The sequence below is a fragment of the Cytobacillus oceanisediminis 2691 genome (assembly GCF_000294775.2).
GTDB lineage: Bacteria > Bacillota > Bacilli > Bacillales > Cytobacillaceae > Cytobacillus > Cytobacillus pseudoceanisediminis.
In genome coordinates this window covers 707,216-731,484 of sequence record NZ_CP015506.1, presented here as the reverse complement: position 1 = coordinate 731,484, position 24,269 = coordinate 707,216, and the positions used below count along the sequence as shown (strand labels likewise).

Sequence of the window (24,269 nt, the reverse complement as noted above, 5' to 3'; positions counted from 1 at the left end):
TTCAAAATATTATTTGAGAATCTTGGCCATTATAAAATCCGTTTGTTCTTCATCACCCATATAAAAGGAATGGGCTCCCGTTTGGACAAATCCCATTTTCTTATAAAAGGCAATTGCCTTTTCATTTTTTTCCCATACACCCAGCCAAATTTTCTTTTTATTTTGTTCCATCGCAACTTCCAGGGCTTTATTGTACAGATATTTACCAAGCCCCTGTTTCTGAAATGGGCTTCTGATATATATCCTCTCAATTTCGAGTGCTTCATCGCCCATTTCTTCAGTCTGAGCCTCATCGGTATTCACCTTTAAATACCCGGCAGTCTCGCCATCAATTTCAACAAAGTAGAACTGTGATGAACGTTGAGATAGTTCAGTCTCTAATTGCTTTAGGTTAAACGCCTTTTCCAAATAGGCTTCCATGTTTTCGGGAGAATTCTGTTCCTTAAACGTTTCATTAAAGGTTTCATAACTAATTTCCTGAAGTCTGCTTAAATCTTCAAGTGTACATTTTTTCATATTAATAGTCATTATGCCTCTCCTTTAATAATTTCTCTTGTTCCCCTTTTTCACATATTCCCAGTCTTTCTCTACATTTTTTCTAACTCTTTGAAGCAGCTTGAAAATGGTTTCTGCTTCTTTCTCGGAAAGCCCCTCTAAGCAAATCGCATTGGAATATTCATGTTCTCTCTTTATAAGAGGAAAAACTTTTTTCCCTTTCTCTGTTGGGAAGAGCTTCCTGATTTTCTTGTTCTGTTCATCATCTTTCTTTTCTATAAAGCCATTCATTTCAAGCTTTTTAATCGCACGGGCTGCCGTTGTCCGATCAACTTTTATCATCTCAGCTAACTTTTCCTGAATAATTCCTGGATTTTCACATATTCGCACAAGGTACAGGTACTGCCCTTTTGTAAGGTCAAGCTCTTTAAATTCGATATTGCTTATGGAATCCAGTGCCCTAGCGATCATGCCAATTTCACGGAGAATTTCCAGTGTACTCAGCTCCTCAACATGAATTTTTGTTGTAAATGCAATAATAATACCATATATTCAATCTACCTTAATTTTGTTGCATTTGCAATAAAAATAATATAATTTGTATTCCTTGCTATGAATTTCAATGATCCAATTGTCATTAGTCCTTTATTGACGGTCTGTTTAAATAGAAGGAGCACTCTTTCACCACAATAAACTGCCTATCCATCCAAACTCGTATGCTAAAATAGATAAAAATGGGAGGTGTTTTATTTGCCGGATTGGTCGTATCATCCTATTTTTAAGCCCATACTTCAGAAGCTCCCGCCTTCCTTCAGCCGGGAGTTTATCCATCGCGGAATGAGCATGATTTCATCCAGCCGTATAGGGGAAGGATTAATCGAATTTCTTGGTCATATGGAACCCTCCGGCAAGCATGCGAAAAATTTATTTGGTGTTCATTTTTCCACTCCAGTCGGACTTACCGGCAGGATTGATCCTCACTTATCAGGGATGAAGGCTTTTCAGAATCTGGGCTTTGGTTTTATTGAAGTTGGACCTGTTTCCATTCGAGGGTCATCAGGAGAACTATTTATGGACCCGAAACTAGAGAAGATACATAGATTAACTGACGCTTCAATGGAGTTAATGGGAGCTAAGGAACAGCTGCTTTCCTTAAAGAAAAAGAAGATTCCGCTTCTTATAAACGTTGAAGGAACTTATCAGGAAGCCTTGCAAATTTGTGAAGAATTGCTTCCTTTTAGCGACGGATTTATTTTGGGCAGCCATATTTTTCAATCAGCGAGTCAATTTAACCAATTTAAATATGAATTAAATAAACCTATCATCCTTTCTATTTCACAGGATGATACTCTCAGCCTGGACTATGGCCCGGACGGAATTCTTCTTACAGGCAATGCTTCACCGGAAGAACTCATTCATAAGCTGTCAGCTCTCAGGAAGCTGTACTGCGAAGAATTGCCCATCATTACTTCAGGCTGTGTAAAAGAGCCTTCAGATGCTATTAAACTGCTGGAAAGCGGAGCTTCTTTAATCATGTTAGGCGATGAGTACATTTTCACTGGACCTGGATTGCCGAAGAGGATTAACGAGGCTTATACCAGCACATTTACGAAGGAGCCTGTCGAAGTGAAAGGATGGCGCTGGTACTGGCTGTTCGGCTTAGCTATTGCCGTTGCAGGGCTCATAGCCCTGTTTTTCAGCATGACTTCGGTGATCCTTCCCTATGACGAGAGCTTTCTGGGGATCTTTAGGAAAGATATTATTTCCTTTAACCCTGCCATTTTATACTTTATGGCTCATGACAGAATGACGCTGTCAGGAACAATGATTTCAGGCGGAATCATCTATATGCAGCTTGCCAGGCATGGAATAAGAAATGGCCTCCACTGGGCAAGAAAAGCGGTAAATATAGCAGGAGCTATCGGCTTCCTGGGCATTGTCCTGTTTATTGGCTACGGTTATTTCGATTGGCTCCATGGGCTGTTTTGGCTTATATTACTGCCCTTGTTTATATTGGGATATGCAAAATCAAGAACAGCAAGTGCATCTCCCTCCAGTTCAAATCTTTTCAACAGTCCGCAGTGGAAGCTGAGCTTATTCGGCCAGCTTTGCTTTGTGATTCTGGGGTTTTCATTAGCTATTGGCGGGATGATCATTTCCGTCATTGGGGCTTCACATGTATTTGTACCAACTGATCTTACTTATCTTTGCATGACTCCTGAAGCTCTGAACGAGTTTAACGATCGGTTAATTCCTGTGATCGCACATGACCGTGCAGGATTTGGGAGCGCACTTTTAAGTGTAGGCTTGCTCGTCTTGATGCTGGCTTTATGGGGGATCCGCGAGGGGGAAAGATGGGTGTGGTGGACCTTCACCATTGGGGCGATTCCGGCATTCGCCGCCGGGATCTTAACTCATTTTTTTATTAACTATACGGATTTTATCCACCTGCTTCCTGCTTATTTCGCATTGGTTTTATATGTGATTGGCGTTATCGCAACCGCCCCTTTTTTATTTAAAAAATAGTGGGTAAATAAAAAACCGGACGGTATCAGAACTGGATACCGCCCGGGTTTCGGCCTTTTGATCAATCTTTAACTGCCGCTTCTTCACCTGTTTGATTTTCATAATGGGGTTTCACTCTTTTAATAAAGAAAGCAAGTATGAGTGCAATCACCGCAATCAATGCAGAAATGAAGAAAGTGAAATTAATGCCATGCAGCATCGCTTCATTCATGATTTGCTGCTGCATGTCAGCTGCGGCCTGTGCAGATGGCTGAGCTGCACTGGCACTCATATTGGCCAGTGAGTCAGCAGACAGTTCCTCTGCTTTTTCTTTCGTGCGGTTGTTCATGACGGTAATCAGCAGCGCGGATCCAATGGCGCCGGATACCTGCTGCAGCGTATTATTCATAGCGGTTCCGTGCGGATTATTTATCGCCGGCAGCTGATTCAATCCATTTGTCATGACAGGCATCATGACCATTGACATCCCGAACATCCGAAAGGTATACAGCAGAACAAGAGTAGAATAGGCTGTATTCATGCCGATTCTGCTGAAGTAATAAGATGTTACAACGGTAATGGTCAGCCCAATTACCGCCAAAACTCTTGCCCCATACTTATCAAAGAGTTTCCCTGTAATGGGAGACATGACCCCCATGACAATCGCTCCCGGAAGCATCAATAGACCCGACTCCATTGGTGAAATTCCCCGGATGGTCTGTACATAGATGGGCATCAAAATCATCGCTGAAAACATGGCGACGGATATCACGATTGAAATGGCCGATGACAGGGCAAACATCGGATATTTGTAGATGCGAAATTCAAGCATAGGGTCATCCATCCGAAGCTGACGGAGTACAAAGGTAATTAAAGCAAGTGCCCCAATCACAATCGTGCCGTACACGAGGGGGCTATCCCATCCTTTTTCCCCTGCTGAACTAAAGCCATAAAGCAAGCCGCCAAATCCGATGCTTGATAAAACCAGCGAGATGAAATCAAGCTTAATAGCTCTCTGGGGTGTGATATCTTTTAATTTAAAGACTGCCAAAACTACGGTTAACAGGGCAATTGGCAGAACAAGGTCAAATAACATCCTCCAGCTGTAATGTTCAATCAGCCATCCTGAAAGAGTCGGCCCAATCGCTGGAGCAGTAATCATGACAAGACCAAACATCCCCATTGCCGCCCCTCTTTTTTCGACCGGAAATGCGGTAAGCATGACATTCATTAATAATGGCATCATAATCGCCGATCCTGAAGCTTGAATCATCCGAGCCCCTAATAACACACCAAATGCAGGCGCAATACTGGCCAGGAATGTTCCCAAAGTAAATAATGCCATGGCTGTAATGAATAATTTCTTATCAGAAAATCGCTGAATGAAGAATGCACTCGCCGGTATTAAAATCCCGTTAATAAGCATATAGCCTGTAGACAGCCATTGTACGGCTGTTGCATTCACACCGAATTCTTCCATGATGGATGGGAGGGCAACGTTCAGTAATGTTTCATTCAATATCGCAACAAAAGCCCCGATAAATAAAATGGCGATCATGCCATATGGCGGTTTGTTTTGACCCGTATTGGTTTCCTGCGGCATATAGAATCAATCCTTCTTTCTATGTTAAATATAGATTTGTTTATCGGATAACCCGACCGAGTCAGACCTGGATGAAACCTTCACGCAAAACGTCTTGCAAAAACGGGCTCGGTGCCCCTACGCTGTAAAGCTGCAAATCATGCATTGCTCTCGTGCAGGCGGTGTAGAATACACGGCGCAGGCTTTCATCACCATAGACATGCTCTGATGCATCATAAATAATGACGGCATCAAATTCGATGCCCTTGGATAAATACGACGGTACGACAACCACTCCTTGTTCATATTCAGTCGAGTTGCTTTTCAAGAGTTTAATTCCATCGATGCCGGACAGAGCCTCATATGCACGCAAACTTTCTTCAGCCGATTTGCATATGATCGCAATAGTTTTTAACCCTTGGCTTCGTAAATCCGCGACTTTAGAGGCGATGCAGCTGTGCAGCTGTGCGTGATCGGTTATTTGTTTCAGCTCGGGCCGCTTGCCGCTGCGATCAAAAGGGATGATCCTTTCGCCGTTTGGAACGAGTCTTCGCGTAAATTCAATGATCGGCTTTGTGGAGCGGTAGCTTCGTGCTATATTGATCACTTCTGTTTCATCCGGTCCGTACAGGCCAGCAAGCGGTTGAAAATCAGCCATTTCGCTGGCATGGGCAAAGATCGCCTGATTAAAGTCGCCGAGGACCGTCATCTTGGACGCAGGAAACAGGCGCTTTAGAAACTCAAATTGAAATGGCGAATAATCCTGTGCCTCATCAACGACGATGTGCTTAATCGAGCTGTTCGTCTGAAAGCCTTGAATCTGCTCCTTCAGATATAAAAACGGGGTAGCATCTTCATAAAGCAGGTGACCTTCATCCAGCATTTTCAGCGTCGCCTGACAAATATCCGTCCATTCTGCTGGTATCTCCCCTTCTATCCACTGTTTGATCTTTATGGGATCAGTAAAAATCTGTTTGTATATCCCCTTAAAATCGACAAAACGCAACGCCCGGATTCGTTTTCGCAGCGGCTTCAGCTTTTTCCGGACAATCAAGCGGGCTAACGCTTCAGGCTCGATTTCATAATCATGAATCGAATCTTCTTTAAAGCCGCGTTTTTTCGCGAGATAGGCATGTGCCTTATGATATTCCTCATTGCTGAGCAGCTCGATTTCCTCCTGTACCCACGGCTTATTCCGTTCCGCCTTTTCAGCTTCATTAATTTGCTTAATAAGCCATTCCATCAGCTTTTCAAGTCTGTTATGAAAGCGAAGTGAAGTGTCGCTGCTATAAAACCTGTCTGCCATTTGCTGCGCGGAGACAATCGGCTTTCCTCTGAAGACTATGTCCTTAAATAGCATTCCGGATAACTCCAGCGACTTCATGTATGCATGGATCGCTTCAAAAAAGCGGACAGATGCTTTGAATTGAATGCCCGTAACCCTTGCCCTGTAGGAAGAGGTATGGTCTGCAGTTAACACGTATTCCAGCTGCCCGTATGGATTTTCAACTTCAAACTCTTTACTCAGCCGGTGGTCCAAATATTCCTGGAAGGTGACCTGCTGCATATTCTCTTCACCGAGTTCCGGGAGCACATTGGACACATAACTGTTAAACATTGAGTTAGGCGAAAACAAAATAATTTGCTCCGCATTTAAATTATCCCGATCTTTGTACAGCAAATAAGCAATCCGCTGCAGGGCAGCCGATGTCTTGCCGCTCCCAGCCGCACCGTGAACAATGAGCAGCCTTCCGCGATCATGACGGATGATCCGGTTTTGATCCTGTTGAATGGTAGCTACAATATTGTGCATATGTTTGTCAGTACCCTTGCCCAGAACCTCCTGCAGGATCTCATCCCCAATGGTGAGACTTGTATCGAACATGGACTGCAAAACGCCGCCGCGGATAAGATATTGCCACTTCTTCTCCAATGTGCCCTGGATTGTGCCTCCCGGTGTTTCATACTTGGCGGGACCGGGCTGGTAATCATAGTAGACACTGGAGATCGGTGCCCTCCAATCGTAAATAAGGAAATTTTCGCCGCTGGCATCCCTTAGCGAGCTGATCCCAATATAGATTTGATCCTGATCTGATGAACCTTCTTCCATAAAATCAATACGGCCGAAGTAGGGAACCTCCTCCATCCTTCGCAGCGTGGACAAGCGCTTGGATGCATGTCTGTGGGTGCTTTGGCTGACCGAAAGAGCTTGAGCCTCCTGCCTCAACCCGATGATGGTCTCCAGGTAATCATCAAAGGTATCAATATTCACCTTGACTTCATCCCAAAAGTGTTTGCGGATATGAACCACTTCGTTTTTACGCCTGGAGGTTTCCTCTTCCAATCTGCTGACTTCCTCCGCAATTGTCCCCATGACACTGTCCAATCGTACTTGCTCCTGCTGAAGTTTCGAATTCATAGCAAACACTCCTTAAAAAAATTTATAAAAGGGTTGACAAACGAATTGATTGCATTATATAATTAAGATAGGGAAAATATATTTATTTTTTATTACATAATGCACATCTATATAAATTTACCACAGGGTTTCACTTTTTTCAATGGTTTTTACTTAATTCTTTGATTGTCGATTTTCGACAGAGCCGTATTTAACGTTCCCCAATGTTAAGTACGGCTCTTTTAATTTTATTTATCCCCTATCTTTATTTGTACTGATCCCCTCCCCGTTAACCATCAGGACAATTTCTTAATAGCTTCCCCATCCGTTACATTGTTAACGAATAGTATGGCCTTTTAAGGAGAGATCACCAGTCTTGTCCTGCATCCAAAGCTTTATTCATTTAAAGTAAGTGAACTTTACCTTGCCGAAAGCATTTGCCTCCTTTAATCTAGTAGTAAAATAAAATTGCTAGAGGTGGCCATTTTGTCGAAACCTTTTAAATTTAAGCAGCCTGGGCTTTTCGGGCAAATGGTTCTGCTCGTGCTTACTGTACTCTTAATTTGCATCTTGTTAATTATCATTTCCTTTTCATCCATTATTGACCAAATGATTGAGAAAACCACCGGACAGCAGGCGCTGACAGTTGCGGAATTGGTTGCCGAAAACGATTCCATCATCGATGCGTTTAATACAGATCATCCAGCACAAATGATTCAGCCTATTGCCGAGAAGCTTAGAGAGCGGACAGGCGCTGATTATATTGTAATAGCGAACGGGGATGGTATTCGTTATTCCCATCCCTATCCGAATCAAATTGGCAGGGCTACAGAAACAAGCAATAAAGCCCCGCTGGCAGGAGATTCTATTGTTTTTATTGGAAATGGCGTTTTAGGAGAAGCAGTTAAAGCGAAAACACCCATTTATGATGAGTCAGGTAAGATTATCGGTGTTTCTTCCGTTGGCTTCTTGACGAATGAAGTAGAAGGAAAAATTTTTGTCTATCAATTGCGGGTAGCCGGTTTCGGAGGACTTGCCCTTCTCATTGGCATACCAGGAGCCTTTTATATCGCCCGCCGTGTCAAGAAGCTTATATTTAATCTGGAGCCAGAGGAAATTTCTCACGCCTTCTCTGAAAAGCAGGCAATTCTGGAATCAATCGGGGATGCCACGCTTGCTATCAGCCCTGATCTAAAAATTTTATCAGCCAATAAAAAAGCGCGCAGCATTTTAGGTGAGCATGCAAAAGATACGCTGACTGAGCTGCATTTGAAAGCGCTTATACAAAATGCATTGGAGAATCCCAACCTTTTCATCCAAAAACAAGTGCTCATAAACAACTCGATATACATTGTAGACATATCGCCCATCCAGGCTGAAGAAACGGCAATAACAGGATTCGTCCTGACTATTCGACCCTTCTCTGAAGTTGAAGATTTGGCGAATGAACTTATTGAAATCCGGCAGCATGCCAACCATATTCGGGCGCAGACCCATGAGTATTTAAATAAACTGAACACATTAAACGGGCTCCTGCTATTGGAGCGTTACGAAGAAGCAAAAGCGCTTATGAAGATGGAAGTGCAAGAACTGCAGCAAACTGTCACCTTTTTAATGTCTACAATTAAAGATCCTTTGATTGTTGCCCTTCTTCTAGGGAAAGTGAACCGTGCCAAAGAAATGAAAGTATTGATCACATTTGACGAAAACAGCCAGTGGTTAGACTTCCCTGACACCATACAGAGCGAACATGTCGTGACAGTGGTTGGTAATTTGATTGATAATGCTCTAGAAGCATCTTCTGCATGGAAAGGAAAAAGCGCCACTGTCCACCTGTCCTTTACAGACTACGGAGACGAGCTGATTATGGATATTGAAGACAATGGCAAAGGCATGACATCTGAAGAAGAAGCTTACTTTTTTACAGAAGGAGCGACAACCAAAAATGACCCCCAGCATGGTCTGGGCCTGACCATTATGCAGCATGCATTGAGCCAGCTTGGCGGGGAATGGTATCGTACAGATCGTTCAGAAGGAACATGTATGACAATCGCCATTCCAAAAGCTAATCCTGATTTCACAACTGCGAAGGAGAGAGAAAAATCATGACTAACCCATCCATCGGGGTGCTGATCGTTGAAGATGACCCTGTCGCTTCGTCTGTATATGAACAGCTTATTCAAAACAGAAAAGATTTCACTGTCATCGGAAAAGCACAAACAGCTTCAGAAACCATTCAATTGCTAAACGTTATCACTCCCGACCTGATCCTGCTCGATGTTCATCTGCCAGATGCAAATGGAATTGATTTGCTATTTCAAATCAAACACGCACACCGTCATGTAGATATCATTATGATAACCGCTTCCAATGATGCCAAAACAGTAAGAGACGCCATGCGTGGAGGAGCATATAGCTATCTGCTGAAACCGATTATGGTTGACAGCTTTTTTTCAACATTTGAAGAGTACAGCCAAACGAGGCATGCCCGGCAAACAAATGCCCATATCAAACAAGATGAAATACAGCGGCTCTTTCAAAAAAACACTCCAGCTGCCGAGACAAAGCACGAGGCCGAGAATTTGCCAAAAGGCATCGACAAACACACACTCCGCAAAGTTACACAAGCAATGAAAGCTGCATCCACAAGCCTAAACGCTGAAGAAGTAGGGTTGCAAATCGGAGCAAGCCACTCCACGGCAAGGCGCTATTTAGAGTATCTGGTTTCTATTAACTTGGTGGAAGTCGATATTGTCTATGGCAGCGTGGGCCGTCCGGAACGCCGATACAAACAACCTTAGCAAGCCCTCTTATAAAGGGGCTTGCTTTTTTTAGCTATGTCTTAAAGAAAGCTTCTATAGGATAAACATTGCCTGACCAAGAAGTTCAGTTTAAGAAGAAAGCTCCTAGTGAATGATAGATATCTAACATATTACGGTATTTCTCTTATTTTCATAAAAAGTATGAAAATTATGAAACTATTGCTTTTTATTCAAATAAAACAACTAATCTATTCTTACGAGAGCAGCCCTGTTAAAGTAATTCGAAAGGAAGCGCTTACAACTATTTAGGAGGGTTCATATGCTCGCGTTGCTTGGATATATTATGGTTGCTGTTTTTATGGCTTTAATTATGACAAAACGAATGTCTGCACTACTGGCATTAATTATTGTACCAATTGTCTTTGCTTTAATTGGAGGTTTTTATACCGGAATCGGGGATATGATGCTCGAAGGGATAAAGCAAGTTGCTCCTACAGGCGTTATGCTTGTGTTTGCTATCCTTTATTTCGGTATCATGATTGATGCCGGCTTATTTGAACCAATTGTGAATACGATTTTGCGGATTGTAAAAGGGGATCCGCTAAAGATTGCCCTCGGAACAGTTGCTCTCGCGTCACTTGTTGCCCTGGACGGAGATGGGACAACAACATTTATTATTACTGTCACAGCCATGCTGCCTCTATACAAAAAGCTAAATATGAATTTATACATGCTCTCAACACTCGCACTTCTCTCCATCGGCGTCATGAACATGACACCATGGGGCGGACCGACAGCCCGAGTCATCAGTTCTTTGCAGCTCACAACCGAGGAAGTATTCCTTCCGCTTATTCCTGTAATGGCAGCTGGAATAGCCTTTGCCTTTCTCGTTGCTTGGCATTTTGGATTAAAGGAACGGAAACGGATTGGGATCTTCAAAATGGATGATCCAATTGCCAGTGAGATTCAAGCGGCAAAGGAACAAACCGCTGCCGCTATAGATCATGGAGAAAAGTCCGCAGAGCTGCAGCGTCCAAAGTTAATTTGGGTTAACGCCGGACTGACAATAGGCCTGCTGATTGCCTTAATTGCCGGATTGCTGCCTCTCCCTGTTCTATTTATGTTAGGGTTCGCGATTGCGGCGATGATCAACTATCCAAACCTGGTACAGCAAAAAGAACGCATTGCCGCCCATGCTGGAAATGTTCTCGCAGTGGTCGCATTAGTCTTTGCCTCTGGTATATTCACAGGAATCATGAACGGGACTGGAATGGTAGATGCAATGGCGACAGCACTTGTTCAAGTCATTCCAGAACAATTGGGAACCCAGCTGCCTTTAATTACAGCTATCACGAGCATGCCATTTACGTATTTCATGGCAAACGATCCCTATTACTATGGAATTATCCCGATCATTGGAGAAACTGCTGCCAGCTACAATATTCCTATGGCTGAAATTGCCCGTGCATCAGTACTCGGCCAGCCCGCTCACGTGTTAAGCCCGCTCTATGCCGCAGGTTACCTTCTAGTCGGCATGATCGGAATTGACTATGGCCAGAATCAGCGTTTTGCTTTAAAATGGGCAGTTGGCTCTTCAGTATTTATGATTATTGCTGCCATTGCATTTGGCGTTATTTCGATTTAATAGTTAGGGTGATGCATATTATTTGTATCACCCTATAAATCTGCAAAAAATTTCCTGAACAACAGCATCCTATATTTAATTCTGCTGATCTCGAACATTAGCATCCACCATTGTATAAGACAAGAATATTATATTTCGAAAAAGTTATCCCTTTCTACTTTACACACTCTTAGTGCGAAGCTCTTATACCATTCATTTTTACCTCTATCCTGTGCAACTTGATGTGCCGAGTATTCCTTCCAATTCTTTATTGCATCCAATGAAGCCCAATATGAAACTGTAATTCCCAACCCTTCATCACGAGCACTTTCCAGGCCTAAGAATCCCTTTTGCTGAGAAGCTAACTCTGCCATTTTTTCCGCCATTTTTCCGTAACCTCTATCTCCCTCAGTTCTCTGTGATGAAAATATTACTGCGTAATAAGGTGGTTCAGGAGTTTTTACAATTCCATTCATACATTGTTTCCTCCAGTTTAATATTTTTATAATTCCCACTATTCTATTATAAATATTTTTAAACAAGAAAAGCGACTGCCTTATTGAGCAATCGCACACTATTTAATAAGATATTTACTTATGGTTTCATTTGGTCATTTGCATCCATTTATAATCTGCCTGGGGTCGCAGTCATTATCAAGACATGCTCGGCTACTTTTCATTAACTTGAATATTTTTATCAAACGCATAAATGCTGACAAGCTTCGGCCTGAACTAATTCCTCCAATTTTTTTACTTTAGCAGAATCCTCATAAATTCTTTTCACTAATGTGGTCCTTGCCGTGATTCTCCAGGATGAGGTCAGCGAAAAAGACACACAGTCAGGCAATTTTACATTACATAACATCCATGAACTTTTATTTATATAAATATCACTTAAATCCCCTATGATTTCGGGATAATGACTTTACGTATGCTTTTTCACAAACTGCTCCAACAAAGGAATAAATTTCTCATGCGCATAAATGCCTTCAGATTCTGAAATCGTTTGAAGAAGAACATGATGAATAGATTTTGTTAATAAGTTTAAAGCCTGCTGGACAGAACCATTCTCAAATTTCTCCAATGACTCAGGCAATTCATCCTCGTCTAGAATAAAATATTCTCCATTCGGAAGTACTAAAATATCGATTATTAAATCTTCAAAACATACCATTCTATCGCTTATCAATGTATTTTTTACAATGTTAAAATATGAGCCCAAATACTTTCCTTTATGGTCTCTCCAGAAATATAGATTATATGGGCGATTTTCCCAGTAATAAGCAATTGTATAGCTGCCTTTCGGTATTGTTAATTGAGCTTGATTGGCTTTCATTGTAAAAGTGTCTTCAATAATATGAAAAAGCACCGCACTTTGATTTTGCACTGTCAACAGCATACAATTATATTCCACGACTTCGGAATCATACCTTATTTTTCTTTCTATTATTTCAGCCCCATTGAATTGATGAGTTCTTAAATTTGTTATAGTTGAAACCTCCCAATGGCAAATAAGAAAAGATGTATTTACATCATTAAATTCATAATGTACTGTTCGCCAATTGGCCCCATTTTTCTGCGTCCTGTATCCTGAAATCCAACTTTTACATACAGTTTTTGAGCAGCAATGTTTTTGTGATTAACAGCTAACACGATTTCATTACAGTCAGGGAATTCGTCAGCAGCAAATTTTCTTAATAATAACATAGCCTGCTTTGCATATCCTCGTCCTTGCTTAGCCTGGTTAATGGATAATGATGTTAGCAGCATCGCCTGCGGATTGTCCGAATACTCCTTTACTCTTTCAGTTGAATGCAATAAAAAGAAGCCTACTGGTTCTCCATCAAAAAGGATAACGATCCGATGCTGGCCTTCTGTTACTTCTTTATAATTGCTTGGCAGTGAAGTGAATTGAACCTGCTCTTTAGGAAGCTCAAAAGAATTCAAGATATCCATATGTTCATTAGAGAAATGTTTCAATTCCAAATAATTTGTCTTTTTCATTTATTCTCCCCCTCGGTACAATAGTATGATAAGAACAAATGTTTGTACAGTTAAAATTTAGTTATTAAACCAAAACAAACAATAAGCTGCCGTGATGGCAGCTGGCACTATTTTTTCTTGCATTTTATCATGAAGAAATTTATTGATGGTTTATTTTTCATATCCTTATTTGGCTCGTCAATTTCTGAAATCTCTATCAGGCCGTAATGTCCAAATTCTTGTTTTATGGTGTGAGAATCATAAAAAAACATTTTCACACCTTCCATGATCTCAAAATAATCTTTATCCAATTGTTTGCCCTTGCCAAACATGGGGGCTTTTTTTGAAACAGCTGTAAAAATCATATAGCCATTTGGCTTTAATTGATCATAGCAATCTTTAATAAACTTCTCTCTCTCATCCTTATTCAATAAGTGAATAAGGGCATGGGAGAATACACCAGTGTAAAGCTGGTCATCAAAAGGCATGTCAGTTACTGAGCCATGAAAAATTCTGCTGTCAATCCCATGTTGGCTTGCCAGATCAATGGCTGTTTTTGAAATCTCAATGCCTGTCACATTTATGCCATTTTCAATAAAAACCTTCGCATTTCTTCCATATCCAAAACCCGGCAACAGTATATCCTTAACATTCTCTTCAAGGAAAAAGTCCTTTGTTAAGATAGCGGAATCTGCAGCCTCAAATCCCCACATCGTTTGTTTTTCTATAAAACTGGATTCCCAGAATTCCATTAGATCTCTATCTCCTTTATGTTTTATTTTCATTGCAGCACTAGCGGCTTAACACTTATATATTTTTTAATAATAGACATAATGACTCTTTAATAACTATAATTGTTTTTTATTTTTTTGTAAATGTAATTCCTTAACAATTAACAGAATGTATTCTTTACTACAATTAAGTTAAGCCAGCCTGCTCCTTTAAGTAAACAAAAAGCTGCCTGATTTGGCAGCTGCTATGAAAAAGCACATGATAATTAAGGAGCGATATTATGTACCTTCAACCCAATAAGTAGTTTTCCTCAAGATAAGATCGTTTTTAAATAATTCTTCATATACAGCCGATAACTCATCCGGAAATTTCACTATCCCAGCATCACTTACAAATCGGATTCCCTTTATCTTATTTAATTCATTCATACAAGGTACACCGCTGACAGAATCTGCAAAGTAGAAGTAACCCGTCCACTGGATATCTCTGAAATAGAAATTTCCCTGATACACCTCAGTAAGTGCATGAACGGTTAATCCGATTTCCTCTTTTACTTCCCGTTTTGCACACTTTGATGGAGTTTCGCCTAATTCCTGTTTTCCCCCTGGAAAATTCCACAGATCCCCTCTATCTTGTACTACTAAAATATGATGGTCCTCATCTTTTATCAGGACACGGGTGAAAATATTTTGCATATACGCTTTTTCCTCTCCACTAAAAGAAACAATTTTATGGCATAGAAGATACAGCCAAATCAATAAAAACGATTGCAAAAACTAAAAAACCATGAAAAAGCTAGAATACAATACCAATTTTGGCTCTCTTATTTGTTTATAAAGGGTAAGTCCCGACACGATCGAAATAATCCATGTAATCATGCCCCATAGGGAAAATAAAAACCAAAATTTGCAATCAATAACAATCAAATGAAAAAATAATAAAGACTAGGATACCGTTTAAATTCTTTCAATCTCATCACAGGAGTTACTCAACAAAGGCACTCTGACTTTTGGGATCTAATAGAAAGAATTGCCGAAAGCAAATATTCAGCGTCCAATCCTACTCCGCAAATCAAAGCCGAGCCTCGCTGATATTGCCAGGGTAAGCCTATAAAATACAGGCCCTTAACTTCAGTGATCCCCCTTTTATGTATTGGTTTTCCTTCATTGGAGATGACACCTTTTATATTAATCCAGTCGTATGAAGGAACGAAACCAGTGGACCAGATAATACTATCGAATTTCCTCCGAGTCTGATCTTCAAATAGAACTTCTGTATCATTGATGTGTAAAACTTTAGGTTTTACATCAACCTTTTTGATTTTTATGAGTTCTTTCAGTTCCTTTCCAAAAATCGGGTCCTTCTGTTTTTGAAACCAGCTGCCTTTTCCTGTATCTTTTCCTGCAAACAGCAGACCGAGTTTATCCAGCCAATAAAAAACACTTCTTCCAAGTATCGTTAATGGCAAAAATTTCATGCTGTGACCAACAGCTATTGTGACGCTCTTATCTTTTGCTAATTCCACGGCGATTTGTGCCCCGGAATTGCCGCCGCCCACAACCAATATCTTACTTCCTGGCACTTCACCTGGGGAATGATATTCAGAAGAGTGAAGCTGAAAAGTATTTGCCCCCTTTTTTATGGCATTAGGTATATATGGTTTTTGAAATGCTCCAGTTGCAATGATTACTTGCTTAGCTATCATCTTCCCGCTATTAGTTTCTAAGAGAAATGAACCATCAGGCTGCTTATTTAACTTAATTACATTAGTGTTAAGCATGACTGGAAGATCAAAATGCTTAACATAATCAATCAAATAGTCCGCCATCTCATCTTTCGCTGGAAGTTCATTTGATGAACCTCCCATTTGTAATCCAGGCAAACTGCTATATCGGCGTGGGGTAAATAAAACCAGGGAATGGTATCTTTTCCTCCAGGGATACCCCACGTCCCCATTTTTTTCTAATATGACAAAGGATACATATTCTTTTTTTAAATAATATCCCATTGCTAATCCTGCCTGAACTCCACCAATAATGGCCACTTCATAATTTATTATGGTTCTCACTCCTCTCACACAAAAGTTATTCAAATATTGATTTGAATATTATTATATAATAACCAGAAAAAGGAATACACATTTTAAAAATAAAAACAGCTGCCTCTTGGCAGCTGTTCATAAAAAATGGACCTTCTTTGTCAATGAACCGAAGGCCCCTTTAAGTTAATTGCATGGTTGTAATACAAGTACCCTCATTCTCAAAAGTTGAAATTTCTGATTCCGATGTTTTTCCATCATACTTAATCTTTATTTGATATGTTTCATCTCTTGGGAGCCATAAATCAAAAAATCCATTTGCTTGGGACTTTACTTTTTCGTTCAAAATGACATTGCCTTCCGTATCTTCGATATATACATCAAACTCTTTATCAGCTAATTCACCTTGACAACCTGTCAAGCTATGATTAGTTCAAGGGTGGGTTTCATTAACGTAAGGTGCAATTGAAACGAAAAACTCTTCTTTCGGCAGATCATAGACTAATTCTTCACCATCCGCTTTTTTTACCAGTAGCTGCTGTGAGGTAATCGAAGCAGACTCGCTCTTAACGTTTCCTGCACTATAATCATTCACCAATTCCTTGATGTTATCAGCCTTCAAAGCGGCCTCATCATTTGAATCGGCTTGTCCACAGCCAGCTAATACTATTGAAATGAGTAAGACAGACAGAAATAGTTTTACCTTCATCTTTGTTCACATCCTTATTCAGTTTCATGCTTAAATAACTATTGCCAAAGTAAACAATAGCAAATAAATATGGAGAAATTATGGAGAAATGATTTGCAGCACCCGCTGCTTAAATAAGCAATTCGAATGTAACTATGCTAAAGTTATCTATGCATAGATATTTTCAGAGGCTGTGAGTCAAATTGAACTTAATTGAAAAATTATATACTGTTATAATATTTTTAGCAGTGATTTTTGGTATTAGTATAGGGCAAGCAGAGTTAATAAGGGCTAATGCGGAAAGTTTTATTGTGCCTTTATTAGTAGCAATGCTATATATTACTTTCTTACAAATTCCTATTGAAGATATCAAGATAGCTTTTAAGAACATAAAATTTACATACACTTCAATCCTCATAAACTTTGTCTGGACACCCATCCTGGCATGGCTGCTGGCAATGGTATTTTTAGGCGATAATCCATCACTATATATTGGATTTATTATGCTGATGGTTACACCATGCACTGATTGGTACCTAATCTTTACAGGCATAGCAAAAGGAAATGTTGCCTTATCAACTGCTATCCTGCCTCTAAACTTAATCTTACAGGTCATATTGCTGCCTATCTGCCTTCTGATCTTTGGCGGAACGACAGGAGTAATAGAACTGGGGTTTTTAGTTGAAAGTATTCTGGTTGCATTAATCATACCGTTAGTTCTGGCTGTTTTAACAAAGATACTCTTAAAAAACAAGGATCAGTTAAGAGAAAGCCTTGTATCCAGCCTTAGCGTGCTGCCAATTATTTTTCTAAACTTTGCCATCGTGGCAATGTTTGCGTCACAGGGACAATTATTGCTTAACCATTTAGATTTACTGTGGAAAATAACAATACCTATTCTTTTATTTTTTATGATTAATCTTTTTGTCAGTCAAAAAGCTGGACAGCTTATGAGATTCCCGAACTCCGACAGAGCCAGTTTAAGCTTGACCACTTTAGCCAGAAATTCCCCGATTGCTTTAGCCATTGCTATGACTGCATTTCCAGACCAGCCTTTGATTGCGTTGACCTTAGTAGTAGGCCCTCTGCTGGAATTGCCTATCCTGGCCGTCATCACCCAGATTTTATTATTTATCACTAAAGAGAAAAGAACATAAGAATGAAAGCACATATCCTTTTTATTTATGAATATGTGCTTTCTTAACTTGTCTCAATAGCACAAAAAAGGTTGTTAATCTAACATTCATGTGAATACATTAGTTATAACACCCCTCATATCTTCCCTTCTCTAATCTGCCCAATCAGCTTATCCAGCCAATAAATAGCGTGCTCTGCTTTGGTCGACACATACCCGCCAAGAAACTCGATCAGTTTCTCATTATCTTTGTCTTTTTCAACCAGCTGTTCAAAACTTTTATAATACTCCCACTTAGCCTTGGAGCTCTTTAATTTCTCTTCAAGGATAGCGACTGCTTTATCTTGATCTACATATTTGATGTTGGCTAAACCCACCAACATTTCACCGATCGAATCGGCCGTTTCAAACAATTTGTAGATTTTTTTCGGCAGCTCTTCCCGGCCTTTAGCTGTGATTTCAAATATTTGTTTATCCGGCCGATGTTCTTCTTTAATTATTTCGACTGTTGCAATTAAGCCCTGTTTCGCTAATGAATCGAAATGGTAGTACAGCTTGCTTTCTGTCAATCCAGCTAGCTGATCAAATGGAATAGGCTCTGAAAGCTGCTTTTTTATTTTATAAGGATAATTCTTACCCTCCATCAGTTTGGTTAATATAAATATTTGAATGGTCATTCTTTATGCTCCTTCAAGAGAATTACCCTTATTTTAGCAAAATGAAGCTGGCATTTCAGCCTCATCCTTTACCTCTCCAATATTAAAACTCCCTTAAAGCAGTCAGTGTGCCTGCTTTAAGGGAGCCTTTATTCCTTACTTATACACGTTCATCGGCAGATTCGTTAAAGACTGGCCAGTGGCTGATGCCGTTAAATTCTTTTCTAATTCAAACCCTTCCACTGGTTCGATGCTGGAGAACTTCTTCACGAAGGTCTCCAGTGCTATTTTCATTTCCAGGCGTGCCAGAGGTGCACCCAAACAGAAATGCGGGCCATTTCCGAATGTTAGATGCTTTTTATTGTTAGGACGATGTATGTTTATAGAAAAAGGATCTTCAAACATCCGATGGTCCATATTGCATGCACTCATCCAGGCAATAACGACATCCCCTTCTTTTAACTCAACGCCCAATAAATTGTTATCTTTTTTCACAGTTCGGTCTCTTCTCGACATATGAAAACGATAGCGGAGCATTTCTTCAACTGCGTTTGGCACTAATTCCAGGTCATTACGCAGTTCTCCATATAAAGACTCATCATCATAAAGCAATGAATAAAACGTATTGGCAATCGCATGACTGGTTGTTTCCACTCCTGCGCCTAAAAGCAGCATGGTCACCTGCACAATTTCATTATCGGTAAACTTTTCACCATCTACTTCAGCTTGAATTAAATCAGAGATAATATCATCCGAAAGGTTCGACCGCTTTTGAACAACAATCGGATAGAGATATTGGAAATATTCTTTCGCAGCATTCTGTTTTTGAAGCTCTATGTCTTCCAGTCTCTCTTTATCGTAAGGCTGGAAAAGGATATCCACCCATTCTTTGAATTGAGCTCTGTCCTGTATCGGCACGCCGAATAAATCTGCAATAACCATACTTGGCAGCGGGGCTGCTAAAGCCTCAACAATATTAATTTCATTATTATCCTGGATGTTTTCTACTAGCTCCTCGGCAATCTGCTTGATGCGCGGCTCCCAATTCTTTAAACTGCGGGGAGTAAAAGCTGCTGCTAACAAGGAACGCCCTTTCCGATGATCCGGCGGATCTACAAGTGTAAGATTTGTTAAAGGCGACGCTTTCTCATGCTTGTCATTTGCCCCAACAAATATCGTTGTTCTCGGTCCGGCACTTGAAAAAAATTCATAGTTGCCCAGCACCTGTTTCACACCCTCATAGGTAAACACATTCCATGTATTCGTTTGTTCATGATAATACACGGGATGATGGTGAAGCATGTCCTTATACCACTCAATAGGAAAAAACTCTTCTGCACGTGACTTAAAATTAGTAATCTCATTTACGGGAATGACTTCTTTCAACATACTATTTCTTTTCCTCCTTTAAGATGATGTGGATTCACTGGGCTGCAGCAAAATAAGATTTAATAATCTACTAAGGTAAATGTACCTTCCGTTATTACATTACTCTAAACAAAGTAGTTTAAAAAGAGTAATTTTGGCTAAAGATTTCCATTTTTTATTTGAGGGGAAATTTATATATAGTCCATGTAACCTACATATAGGGAGAGGTTTTTTCAGAAAACATACGTATAAGCAGCCTCCCTATGCTGTTTATACGAAGTCTGCAACTCATAGATAGGTACCTATTTAATTCACTGCCTAAATATAGTATGACAAGTGGCATATCCAGAAAAAAAACACATGGGAATTTTGGTTTTTTAGTGATTAGTCATATGTTAAGGAATAAATATAGAGATGAGTCCCTTGTTAAATAAGATTTAAAAGGAGGCCACGTCATGATTATCAAGGGGATTCGGCACAGATAATTAACAGGGGCAGGGCAACCATGCTCCGGAAAGAATTTGATCTTCGACATAGTAACGATGACTAGATAATACGGAGGTAAAAAATGACTGAACGAATTCTGAAAATAAATAATGTGGATATATGTACAGAAAGCTTTGGAAATGCTAAGGATCCAGCTATCCTTTTGATTATGGGCGCAATGACTTCACTGGACTGGTGGGATGAGGAATTCTGTCTCCGCCTTGCTGATAAGGGTAGATTTGTGATTCGATACGATCACCGGGATCTGGGACGATCGACCATTTATGAACCTGGTACTTCAAATTATACAATAACGGACTTGGCTGACGATGCGGCCGGTGTACTGGATGCTTATCATATAGAGCAGGCACATATCGTTGGCATGTCCATGGGCGGCCTAACTGGCCAAATTCTTGCCTTAAGATATCCGGACCGTGTACTGACGCTTACGCTGATTGCATCAAGTGTGTTCGGGACTGAGATGGAAAAGCTGCCTCCAATGGATCAGAACATACTGGATTACCACGCGAAGAGTGCTTCCGTCGATTGGTTGAATCGGGATGCTGCAATTGCTTATCTCGCGGGCGGCTGGAAAACTTTAGCCGGCTCCAAACCTTTCGAGCAGGAAAGAATATATAAACTTGCTGCAAGAGAAGCAAACCGCGCCAAACATCTGCCGAGCAGATTTAACCATGCCATGCTGCAAGGTGGAGACGTATATTTCGATAGAATGGATGAGATCAGTGTACCGGTGCTCATTATTCATGGCACAGAAGACCCAGCTCTCCCATACGAGCACGGGCTTGCTCTTAAGAAAGCCATCCCTCATTCTGAATTAGTGACACTTGATGGAACTGGGCATGAGATTCATAGTGAAGACTGGAATCAGATTATAGATTCTGTTATAAAGCTTAGTTCGAGATAAGAAGAATAAGTGGAAAGAAAATACACCTTCACGCAAGAAGTCTTGGTTTAGATTGAATTGTTTTTTTAAGGAAAGTTCAAAGCCCAATTTCTCAATGTTATGAGCGGGAAATTGGGCTGCTTTTACTTCAGAATTACGGCATTAAAATAAAACAGCCATTGTGATAAGTGCATTTGTTTAAAAATTTTAGATTACACTATACCAGAAAAGGGCTAAAGCCTATCCAGCAATTTTGCTCCTTCACAAAGAAAAAACGTATTTCTTATTTCAAAAAGCGCCCGATTGTTGAAGTTCTTAATTACTATGTCTTATTGAACTAACGCACCCTATAGTTGAATAATGATAGCGACTTTCCTGAGGAAAATCATTCTATCTGAATTTCATACGAAATACCTCTCAGTTGTACTGGCAGTTCAGCACCCTTAGTAGCTAAAAGATTTTCTAACTCAGCTTTTAAATCTTTACTGGATCGTTCACTTGTTTCATTAATAATTACTTTTAATACTTGTTCTGGTTTACCATTAGGATAATAAACTTTGACATCATTATAATTTTTTTCCTTTATGTAATCAATTGCAATACCTTCACGCAACAGCATCGCATGCTCTGTCTGCACTTCTTGTAAGTTTCTTTTTGAAATGTCTATATTGTAATGGTTTAAATCTGCTTTAGATACATTTTTTTCTAAATATTTCTGTAGCTCTTTTTCACTATTGGCTTCGTCCATTACAATCCAGATGGTTGGGTTTGTTTCACCTATTTCAAAGCTGAATAAGCCATATTCTTCAAATCCAATATTTAGGGCAGATGCGATACGATCGGCTCGAGCTTTACTATCATCTTTGGTAACAACGTCTTTTTTGTTGATATACACATCAGATAGTAGAAGAACTAAGAAAGTTATAATTAAAATAGAAATAAATTTTAATTTTTTCATTGTATTCCCCCCCTTTAAATTCATTTTACCAAATTACCCCAATCTCTTGTTGAACTATCCTGCCCCTTTTGTGCAAACAGCAGCCAGTCCTTAAGCTCTTACACCCTTTAGATCAAGTAGTTACTTTCTGGCATTGTTATATACTTCTTTTATCAATGGATATATGGTTTTAAAATTGTATACTAAGTCATCTACTGTTTTTATTGGTCTAACGAACCCGACATTGTATACTCCCCATCTCTCGTTGTCAGCTTCAATACACGTAGATATATATGGCTTTTCAGCCAGTTCCCATATAATACCTGCCCTGCTACCATTAGGTGCTTGAACAAAACCATCACCAAACGTACAGCCTACTTCTTCATCAAAATCAAAGTGATCAGTTATTTCACCATATGTAAACCCATCTGTTTCTGTCTCCCAAATTAGGGGATGCCTGTAATACACCCTACTGGCAATCATTTGCCTTATTCGGTTCCAAATATTTATTTTCATCACGATTCCCCCATTCGGAACTTCCTTTTGATTTAATATTGCCTGCCCCGTTTCTACAATGAGAAAATTCAAGATAGAAAGGCATCAATCGTTCTTATGTCAATGCCCCCGCTCTCGGTTGAAGCACCTTGATCTCTAAATCAATTTCGTACTCTTTAGGAATATGGTTTAACAATTTTATTGTGCTATTGATTTTATTATCGTTTGTAATTACGGTGTATCCAACTTCACGTATTTCAATTAACGCTGCTACCTTATCCCAATTAAGATTAGGGAACTCAGTTGGATGATCCCAATGCACATCTGGATATAAGTCATCATAAAGGATGTTTTCACCTTGGAACATAAACGAACCAAAACCATTACAAGCAAACCACTCACAATATTCGGTTATTAGTTTTAATTGAGCATTAGAATCTACTTTAAGAATCACCCACTTACTTTTTTTATAAATATGATATTCGATTTGAAGCTGTTACATCTTTCCTGTTTCTTCATCATCAATAAACACCGTTGGTAAAACAAAGAATAAAGGAAACTTGAAAGTACCTTTTATAAAGTTATAAGTAAACCCTTCAAAATCTCTTAACATAACTCCAATACTCAAAACTGCGAAATCTTTCTCTCTATACTTAATTGAGTTAATTATACTTTTATGACTATATTGAATGAATACCGACATTTACATCACTTCCTACCATTACGTTAATCACTCTTGCTATTTTTTCATTTATTGAATTATCCTGCACCGTATTATTCAATAACTACAAAAAAGACGTTAATCCTTCATGGATCAACGCACCTATTTTCAATAAGAGAATCCCTGAGAGGTTTTTATCTGCTCGGTATCCTCTTCCAATACTCGACATCACGCGAAAGCATATTTGAACAACCCGTAGTACAGAGGTCCGACCATGACAATAAATGTAACTAACATCCAGATTCTCCTCACCAAAACCGGCATTTCCTCCAGGAGTTCTTCCCCTTCATAACCTTTTAGAAGCATCGTGAACGATAAATCCCAAACAAAGGCTGCCACGGATACAAACTTCCAGACAGTAGGACTCAGGATAGCTGTTTCCGTTACGTATCCGAAAAGACCAATCCAAGTTATGATGGATACGACGAAATCTATTTTGGAAAGCTTTGTCTTATATTGTCCTCTTATTAAAAAAGTGAGAGATGCTGTCGCTAGCAACCCCAAATAAATTGTCCATAAAACGTCAACCATATATACTCCTCATTTTTTCATATTATTTTGATATTTGTTTGCCTTGCTGTCACGTCCCTCCGCTATTATAGCTAATCAGGCTCATAAACAATATATTAAATTTTATCCATATTCTAAGCATGTCTAGAGAGGGAATGGATATCACAATAAGGATTATTGGGTTGTCCTTATTCAACTAAATGCCCTGTTAGTTTATAAAGAAAAAAAACTGCTCGATTAGCAGTTAATTT

At 39.8% G+C, this 24,269-nt stretch carries 24 protein-coding genes; 6 read left to right on the top strand and 18 right to left on the bottom strand.

What is annotated here, in order from left to right; translation table 11 throughout:
- Nucleotides 1-9: 9 nt before the first annotated feature.
- Both A361_RS03900 and A361_RS03895 read right to left on the bottom strand, forming a co-directional pair.
- Nucleotides 10-528, bottom strand: a complete 519-nt coding sequence (locus A361_RS03900) for a GNAT family N-acetyltransferase (RefSeq protein WP_019379492.1) — start codon at nt 526-528, stop codon at nt 10-12.
- Nucleotides 529-540: 12 nt separating this feature from the next.
- On the bottom strand, nt 541-966 hold the full coding sequence (locus tag A361_RS03895; protein WP_009335245.1) for a MarR family winged helix-turn-helix transcriptional regulator: 426 nt from the start codon (nt 964-966) through the stop codon (nt 541-543).
- 279 nt (nt 967-1,245) lie between these two features.
- Here A361_RS03895 and A361_RS03890 point away from each other — a divergent pair, with 279 nt between their 5' ends.
- A complete protein-coding gene (locus A361_RS03890; protein ID WP_019379493.1) occupies nt 1,246-3,021 on the top strand; it encodes a dihydroorotate dehydrogenase in 1,776 nt (591 codons plus the stop codon).
- A 61-nt stretch (nt 3,022-3,082) separates the two neighbouring features.
- Here A361_RS03890 and A361_RS03885 read toward each other — a convergent pair whose 3' ends face one another.
- Together A361_RS03885 and helD are read right to left on the bottom strand one after the other, a co-directional pair.
- Nucleotides 3,083-4,603, bottom strand: coding sequence for a DHA2 family efflux MFS transporter permease subunit (locus A361_RS03885; RefSeq protein WP_009335247.1), 1,521 nt, complete (start codon nt 4,601-4,603; stop codon nt 3,083-3,085).
- Nucleotides 4,604-4,664: 61 nt separating this feature from the next.
- Complete coding sequence (helD, locus tag A361_RS03880; protein ID WP_009335248.1) at nt 4,665-7,001, bottom strand: RNA polymerase recycling motor HelD; 2,337 nt, start codon at nt 6,999-7,001, stop codon at nt 4,665-4,667.
- Between the two features lie 465 nt (nt 7,002-7,466).
- Here helD and A361_RS03875 point away from each other — a divergent pair, with 465 nt between their 5' ends.
- The 3 genes from A361_RS03875 (at nt 7,467) to A361_RS03865 (ending at nt 11,387) form a co-directional block, all read left to right on the top strand.
- Nucleotides 7,467-9,089, top strand: coding sequence for an ATP-binding protein (locus A361_RS03875; protein ID WP_009335249.1), 1,623 nt, complete (start codon nt 7,467-7,469; stop codon nt 9,087-9,089).
- Nucleotides 9,086-9,781, top strand: a complete 696-nt coding sequence (locus tag A361_RS03870) for a response regulator (RefSeq protein ID WP_009335250.1) — start codon at nt 9,086-9,088, stop codon at nt 9,779-9,781. The genes A361_RS03875 and A361_RS03870 overlap by 4 nt, the downstream gene beginning before the upstream one ends.
- Nucleotides 9,782-10,061: 280 nt before the next feature.
- On the top strand, nt 10,062-11,387 hold the full coding sequence (locus A361_RS03865; RefSeq protein ID WP_009335251.1) for a CitMHS family transporter: 1,326 nt from the start codon (nt 10,062-10,064) through the stop codon (nt 11,385-11,387).
- Nucleotides 11,388-11,515: 128 nt separating this feature from the next.
- Here the strand turns inward: A361_RS03865 and A361_RS03860 are convergent, their stop codons facing one another.
- From A361_RS03860 to A361_RS30690, 7 genes are all read right to left on the bottom strand, one after another.
- Nucleotides 11,516-11,842, bottom strand: a complete 327-nt coding sequence (locus A361_RS03860) for an antibiotic biosynthesis monooxygenase family protein (protein WP_009335252.1) — start codon at nt 11,840-11,842, stop codon at nt 11,516-11,518.
- 448 nt (nt 11,843-12,290) lie between these two features.
- A complete protein-coding gene (locus tag A361_RS03855; RefSeq protein ID WP_180321091.1) occupies nt 12,291-12,854 on the bottom strand; it encodes a DUF402 domain-containing protein in 564 nt (187 codons plus the stop codon).
- Between the two features lie 38 nt (nt 12,855-12,892).
- Complete coding sequence (locus tag A361_RS03850) at nt 12,893-13,369, bottom strand: GNAT family N-acetyltransferase (RefSeq protein WP_019379494.1); 477 nt, start codon at nt 13,367-13,369, stop codon at nt 12,893-12,895.
- A 107-nt stretch (nt 13,370-13,476) separates the two neighbouring features.
- Nucleotides 13,477-14,100, bottom strand: coding sequence for a class I SAM-dependent methyltransferase (locus A361_RS03845; RefSeq protein WP_009335255.1), 624 nt, complete (start codon nt 14,098-14,100; stop codon nt 13,477-13,479).
- Between the two features lie 258 nt (nt 14,101-14,358).
- Nucleotides 14,359-14,775, bottom strand: a complete 417-nt coding sequence (locus tag A361_RS03840; RefSeq protein ID WP_019379495.1) for an NUDIX hydrolase — start codon at nt 14,773-14,775, stop codon at nt 14,359-14,361.
- A gap of 293 nt (nt 14,776-15,068) precedes the next feature.
- Nucleotides 15,069-16,139, bottom strand: coding sequence for a flavin-containing monooxygenase (locus A361_RS03835; RefSeq protein WP_157888568.1), 1,071 nt, complete (start codon nt 16,137-16,139; stop codon nt 15,069-15,071).
- Between the two features lie 160 nt (nt 16,140-16,299).
- Nucleotides 16,300-16,827, bottom strand: coding sequence for a CueP family metal-binding protein (locus A361_RS30690; protein ID WP_180321086.1), 528 nt, complete (start codon nt 16,825-16,827; stop codon nt 16,300-16,302).
- Between the two features lie 182 nt (nt 16,828-17,009).
- Between A361_RS30690 and A361_RS03820 the strand changes: the two genes are divergently transcribed.
- Nucleotides 17,010-17,963: an arsenic resistance protein gene (locus A361_RS03820; RefSeq protein ID WP_019379499.1), complete on the top strand. Its 954-nt coding sequence runs from the start codon at nt 17,010-17,012 to the stop codon at nt 17,961-17,963.
- A 115-nt stretch (nt 17,964-18,078) separates the two neighbouring features.
- Here A361_RS03820 and A361_RS03815 read toward each other — a convergent pair whose 3' ends face one another.
- Complete coding sequence (locus A361_RS03815) at nt 18,079-18,618, bottom strand: PadR family transcriptional regulator (protein WP_019379500.1); 540 nt, start codon at nt 18,616-18,618, stop codon at nt 18,079-18,081.
- Nucleotides 18,619-18,753: 135 nt separating this feature from the next.
- Entirely contained in the window at nt 18,754-19,986 is a 1,233-nt protein-coding gene (locus A361_RS03810; RefSeq protein ID WP_019379501.1) for a cytochrome P450, read from the bottom strand.
- 547 nt (nt 19,987-20,533) lie between these two features.
- On the opposite strand from A361_RS03810, the gene A361_RS03805 reads away from it, so the two are divergent.
- Complete coding sequence (locus A361_RS03805) at nt 20,534-21,376, top strand: alpha/beta fold hydrolase (RefSeq protein WP_019379502.1); 843 nt, start codon at nt 20,534-20,536, stop codon at nt 21,374-21,376.
- 364 nt (nt 21,377-21,740) lie between these two features.
- On the opposite strand, the gene A361_RS03800 is transcribed toward A361_RS03805, so the two are convergent.
- The 5 genes from A361_RS03800 to A361_RS03780 all read right to left on the bottom strand — a co-directional run bounded on the left by A361_RS03800 (nt 21,741) and on the right by A361_RS03780 (nt 24,039).
- Complete coding sequence (locus tag A361_RS03800) at nt 21,741-22,313, bottom strand: hypothetical protein (protein WP_019379503.1); 573 nt, start codon at nt 22,311-22,313, stop codon at nt 21,741-21,743.
- A gap of 120 nt (nt 22,314-22,433) precedes the next feature.
- Complete coding sequence (locus A361_RS03795; protein ID WP_236887976.1) at nt 22,434-22,880, bottom strand: 3-deoxy-8-phosphooctulonate synthase; 447 nt, start codon at nt 22,878-22,880, stop codon at nt 22,434-22,436.
- A gap of 22 nt (nt 22,881-22,902) precedes the next feature.
- Nucleotides 22,903-23,241: a hypothetical protein gene (locus tag A361_RS03790; RefSeq protein WP_019379505.1), complete on the bottom strand. Its 339-nt coding sequence runs from the start codon at nt 23,239-23,241 to the stop codon at nt 22,903-22,905.
- Between the two features lie 42 nt (nt 23,242-23,283).
- Entirely contained in the window at nt 23,284-23,490 is a 207-nt protein-coding gene (locus tag A361_RS03785; protein WP_019379506.1) for a hypothetical protein, read from the bottom strand.
- Between the two features lie 186 nt (nt 23,491-23,676).
- Nucleotides 23,677-24,039: a hypothetical protein gene (locus A361_RS03780; RefSeq protein WP_019379507.1), complete on the bottom strand. Its 363-nt coding sequence runs from the start codon at nt 24,037-24,039 to the stop codon at nt 23,677-23,679.
- Between the last annotated feature and the right edge of the window lie 230 nt (nt 24,040-24,269).

What these genes read in the sequence shown, in the direction of transcription:
- A361_RS03900 (WP_019379492.1), bottom strand. Translation starts at nt 528, where the DNA reads ATGACTATTAATATGAAAAAATGTACACTTGAAGATTTAAGCAGACTT.
- A361_RS03895 (WP_009335245.1), bottom strand. Translation starts at nt 966, where the DNA reads ATGATCGCTAGGGCACTGGATTCCATAAGCAATATCGAATTTAAAGAG.
- A361_RS03885 (WP_009335247.1), bottom strand. Translation starts at nt 4,603, where the DNA reads ATGCCGCAGGAAACCAATACGGGTCAAAACAAACCGCCATATGGCATG.
- helD (WP_009335248.1), bottom strand. Translation starts at nt 7,001, where the DNA reads ATGAATTCGAAACTTCAGCAGGAGCAAGTACGATTGGACAGTGTCATG.
- A361_RS03870 (WP_009335250.1), top strand. Translation starts at nt 9,086, where the DNA reads ATGACTAACCCATCCATCGGGGTGCTGATCGTTGAAGATGACCCTGTC.
- A361_RS03865 (WP_009335251.1), top strand. Translation starts at nt 10,062, where the DNA reads ATGCTCGCGTTGCTTGGATATATTATGGTTGCTGTTTTTATGGCTTTA.
- A361_RS03860 (WP_009335252.1), bottom strand. Translation starts at nt 11,842, where the DNA reads ATGAATGGAATTGTAAAAACTCCTGAACCACCTTATTACGCAGTAATA.
- A361_RS03850 (WP_019379494.1), bottom strand. Translation starts at nt 13,369, where the DNA reads ATGAAAAAGACAAATTATTTGGAATTGAAACATTTCTCTAATGAACAT.
- A361_RS03845 (WP_009335255.1), bottom strand. Translation starts at nt 14,100, where the DNA reads ATGGAATTCTGGGAATCCAGTTTTATAGAAAAACAAACGATGTGGGGA.
- A361_RS03840 (WP_019379495.1), bottom strand. Translation starts at nt 14,775, where the DNA reads ATGCAAAATATTTTCACCCGTGTCCTGATAAAAGATGAGGACCATCAT.
- A361_RS03815 (WP_019379500.1), bottom strand. Translation starts at nt 18,618, where the DNA reads ATGACCATTCAAATATTTATATTAACCAAACTGATGGAGGGTAAGAAT.
- A361_RS03810 (WP_019379501.1), bottom strand. Translation starts at nt 19,986, where the DNA reads ATGTTGAAAGAAGTCATTCCCGTAAATGAGATTACTAATTTTAAGTCA.
- A361_RS03805 (WP_019379502.1), top strand. Translation starts at nt 20,534, where the DNA reads ATGACTGAACGAATTCTGAAAATAAATAATGTGGATATATGTACAGAA.
- A361_RS03800 (WP_019379503.1), bottom strand. Translation starts at nt 22,313, where the DNA reads ATGAAAAAATTAAAATTTATTTCTATTTTAATTATAACTTTCTTAGTT.
- A361_RS03785 (WP_019379506.1), bottom strand. Translation starts at nt 23,490, where the DNA reads ATGTCGGTATTCATTCAATATAGTCATAAAAGTATAATTAACTCAATT.
- A361_RS03780 (WP_019379507.1), bottom strand. Translation starts at nt 24,039, where the DNA reads ATGGTTGACGTTTTATGGACAATTTATTTGGGGTTGCTAGCGACAGCA.